The following is a 3,085-nucleotide window of genomic DNA, read 5'->3' on the forward strand; positions in this document are numbered from 1 at the left end:
CCTGGCGGGCCCCGCAGCCGCCTGCGGCTAGTCGCGTTGTGCAGCCAGATCGGGTCAGGCCGACACCGTGTTAACAACCATGTTTCTTTTGTATCCCCCTATACATGTTGATGTTGAACTGTGTACGTTCTTCCTGTTTCGCTCCAATCAGAATCAGGAGTTCGTATGGCGTCATCCCCCCCGACCCCCCGCCCCAGATACGCCTCGGCCCGAAGAGGGCTGACCGGCCTCACCCTGGCCGGAGCGGCCGCCCTCGTGGCCGGACTCCTCGGTCCCGCCTCCGCCTCCGCCGACGACGCGTTCGTCAGCGACGCCGATACCAGCTCCAACGTGACTCATGTGACCAACGTCCCGAAGACGGAGTCGATGAGCGACTTCAACTCGGACCTGGCGTTCACCGGCGACTACGCCATCGGCGGCAACTACAACGGCTTCGTCGTCTACGACATCTCCGAGCCCGAGGACCCGCAGATCGTGTCCGAGGTGCTCTGCCCCGGTGGGCAGGGCGACGTGTCGGTGAGCGGCGACCTGCTGTACTTCTCGGTCGACTACCCGCGCGCCGGTACGGAGTGCGGTGCGGCCTCGGTGCCCACGACCGACCCGGAGGGCTTCGAGGGCATCCGGATCTTCGACATCTCGGACAAGGCGAACCCGCAGTACGTGGCGGCCGTGCCCACCGACTGCGGCTCGCACACCAACACCCTCGTCCCCGGCAAGGACGGCGAGCACGAGTACGTCTACGTGTCGTCGTACTCGCCCTCCGAGCGCTTCCCCAACTGTCAGCCGCCGCACGACAAGATCTCGATCATCGAGGTGCCGGTCGACGACCCGGCCTCGGCCGAGCTCGTCGACGCCCCCGTGCTCTTCCCCGACGGCGGCAACACCGGCACCTCCGGCTGCCACGACATCACGGTCTACCCGACCAAGGACATCGCGGCCGGCGCGTGCATGGGCGACGGCATCCTGATGGACATCTCCGACCCGGCCGCCCCGGTCGTGACCGAGGTCGTCCGCGACACCAACTTCGCGTTCTGGCACTCGGCGACGTTCACCAACAACGGCGAGACGGTCACGTTCACCGACGAGCTCGGCGGCGGGGGCGCGGCCACCTGCAGCGAGGCCATCGGCCCCGAGCGGGGGGCGAACGCCATCTACGCCATCGGCGACGACGCGCTCGAATTCCAGAGCTACTACAAGATCGACCGCCACCAGACCGCCACCGAGAACTGCGTCGCCCACAACGGCTCGCTGATCCCGGTGCCCGGGCAGGACTTCTTCGTGCAGTCCTGGTACCAGGGCGGCGTCTCGGTCATCGACTTCAACGACCCGGAGAACCCGAGGGAGATCGGCCACTTCGACCGCGACCCGATCGACGACGACCGGCTCGTCCTGGGCGGCTCCTGGTCGGCGTACTACTACAACGGCTACGTCTACTCCTCCGACATCTCCCGCGGACTCGACGTGCTGAAGCTGGACGACCCGCGCCTGCGGGCCGCCGAGCGCGTGCGCATGGACGAGTTCAACCCGCAGTCCCAGCCCGAGTACAGGCCCGGCCGGGGCGAGGGGCGCTGACCCTCCCCCGGGTCCGGCAGCGCCGCGCGACCCTCCCGGTCCCCGGGAGGGTCCGGCGCACGGACGTCGGGGCCGCGGCGTGGCGCGCGCCGCGGCCCCGGGACAAGCCCCCGCCAACCCCCTAGCGCACAGGAGAACCCCCATGTCCGCACCACCCACCCCCGGTCGGCGCCTCGCGCGCACGGCCGCCCTCTCCGCCGCCGCGGGGACGCTCCTCGTCGGCCTGCTGAGCCCGGCCTCCGCGTACGCGGACGAGGCGCCCGCCGACGAGATCAGCAGCAACGTCACCCATGTCGCCCACGTGCCCAAGCCCGACGCGGTGCGCAGCACCAACTCGGACCTGGCGTTCACGGGCGACTACGCCATCGGCGGCAACTACGACGGATTCGTCGTCTACGACATCTCCGAGCCCGAGGACCCGAAGGTCGTGTCCGAGGTGCTCTGCCCCGGTGGGCAGGGCGACGTGTCGGTGAGCGGCGACCTGCTGTACTTCTCGGTCGACTACCCGCGCGCCGGTACGGAGTGCGGTGCGGCCTCGGTGCCCACGACCGACCCGGAGGGCTTCGAGGGCATTCGGATCTTCGACATCTCGGACAAGGCGAACCCGCAGTACGTGGCGGCCGTGGCGACCGACTGCGGCTCGCACACCAACACGCTGGTGCCCGGCGAGGACGGCGAGCACGAGTACGTCTACGTGTCGTCGTACTCGCCCTCCGAGCGCTTCCCCAACTGTCAGCCGCCGCACGACAAGATCTCGATCATCGAGGTGCCGGTCGACGACCCGGCCTCGGCGGAGCTCGTCGACGCCCCCGTGCTCTTCCCCGAGGGCGGCAACACCGGGACCTCCGGCTGCCACGACATCACGGTCTTCCCGAGCAGGGACATCGCCGCGGGCGCGTGCATGGGCGACGGCATCCTGATGGACATCTCGGACCCGGCCGCCCCGGTCGTGACCGAGGTCGTGCAGGACACCAACTTCGCGTTCTGGCACTCGGCGACGTTCACCAACGACGGCAGGAACGTGGTCTTCACCGACGAGCTCGGCGGAGGCGGGGCCCCCACCTGCACCGAGGAGATCGGCCCGGAGCGCGGCGCCGACGCCGTCTACTCCCTCGACGGTGACGGAGCCGAAGCCGACCTGTCGTTCCAGAGCTACTTCAAGATCGACCGCCACCAGGGCGGGGAGGTCTGCGTCGCCCACAACGGCTCGCTGATCCCGGTGCCCGGGCAGGACTTCTTCGTGCAGTCCTGGTACACGGGCGGAGTCTCGGTCATCGACTTCAACGACGCGGCGAACCCCGAGGAGATCGGCTACTTCGACATCGACTCCCGTGTCGAGGACGGCGTCCAGGACAACGACAGCTGGTCCGCGTACTACTACAACGGCTACGTCTACTCCTCCGACATCGAGCGGGGCATCGACGTGCTGAAGCTGGACGACCCGCGCCTGCGGGCCGCCGAGCGCGTGCGCATGGACGAGTTCAACCCGCAGTCCCAGCCCGAGTACAGGCCC

Annotated in this window: 2 protein-coding genes; both read left to right on the plus strand. The window is 69.0% G+C overall.

Annotation, left to right across the window (positions count from 1 at the left end; all coding sequences use genetic code 11):
* Positions 1 to 165: 165 nt before the first annotated feature.
* Positions 166 to 1,572, plus strand: a complete 1,407-nt coding sequence (locus ACWGL3_RS31780) for an LVIVD repeat-containing protein (RefSeq protein ID WP_267948594.1) — start codon at positions 166 to 168, stop codon at positions 1,570 to 1,572.
* 142 nt (positions 1,573 to 1,714) lie between these two features.
* The coding region (locus ACWGL3_RS31785) for an LVIVD repeat-containing protein (RefSeq protein WP_452462146.1) at positions 1,715 to 3,085 on the plus strand (1,371 nt) is incomplete at its 3' end.

The organism is Nocardiopsis sp. NPDC055824 (assembly GCF_053616335.1).

Excerpts from the sequence above, each read along its gene's own strand:
- ACWGL3_RS31780 (WP_267948594.1), top strand. The coding sequence starts at position 166 with ATGGCGTCATCCCCCCCGACCCCCCGCCCCAGATACGCCTCGGCCCGA.